The 908-nt window shown below is 37.7% G+C and carries 1 protein-coding gene and 1 pseudogene; one reads left to right on the forward strand and one right to left on the reverse strand.

The window, feature by feature from the left end; genetic code table 11:
• Positions 1-205 precede the first annotated feature (205 nt).
• The gene (locus tag ACJ5GX_RS04355; RefSeq protein ID WP_046759493.1) at positions 206-592 is read right to left on the reverse strand and encodes a DUF4124 domain-containing protein; all 387 of its coding nucleotides are present in this window, start codon (positions 590-592) and stop codon (positions 206-208) included.
• Between the two features lie 89 nt (positions 593-681).
• On the opposite strand from ACJ5GX_RS04355, the pseudogene ACJ5GX_RS04360 reads away from it, so the two are divergent.
• Positions 682-795, forward strand: a pseudogene (locus tag ACJ5GX_RS04360) (hypothetical protein); the annotation flags it as partial.
• Positions 796-908 lie beyond the last annotated feature (113 nt).

The raw sequence follows: 908 nt of genomic DNA on the forward strand, positions 1-908 counted from the left end.
AGAATTTGATATCAATCATTTATAGTCAATGAGCTTTATCCTTTGATACAAAGGATTAGACGATCGATCAATATGAGTAGTCATAAACGTATTTTGAGAACAATGGTTAAAAAACTGTGTTGCACAGCATAGCGCAAAATACACCTAAAAGTGAATTTTGCGCGTTTTTAAATATGAAAAACTTGCAATTTTGTTCTTAATTGAACTAGCGAAGCGTTGAATCGCTATTGGTATTATTTTGTGGAATCACTGTAGGTTGTTGTAGCTGTGGTGGATTCACGACAGGAACATTATTTACAGGTTGTCCATTTTGAGGAGCATTTTGCTGCGTATTGGATGGATTGTTTTGTGGGGCTGTCTGTTGGGCTGTAGGTTGGTTGGTCGGTGAAGGCGTGCCACGATAACCATAAGTATCGACTTTAGTTTTATTGCGTGCATTTTTAGGTGGTGGCGTCGTGGTGTAATGGGTAGAGCCGTTACTGTCGACCCACTTATAATACTGTTTTGCATGACTGGTTGCAGTAGTCACAGACAACAAAGCAAAAATGGTCGATACAAAAACTGTGTGTGTAAAGCGTTGGTGTTGTTTCATGGTGCAGAACCTTTGCGTCAATTTTTATTCAGACTAAAGCTAGAAATAGTTATAGCGTCTAATATACAACGGATTGTTTTAGCTTGATCGATCAAGTTTATGTAAATGAGCATCCAAATAAATCAGAGGTAAGGTTTCAGAACAAGAGGCTAATATATGAAATAGTGAGAAGAGGGCTAATAAAAGTGCTATCTAAGAGCATAGATCGATCTAACTGTATTGACATCCTAGTGTTGCCATAGAAGAAAATCTTAAGAGAATCGACTACCGAGCTCTCGTCCATACAAAAAGAGAAAACGTTTACATCAACTTGATC

Source organism: Wolbachia endosymbiont of Tuta absoluta, assembly GCF_059414725.1.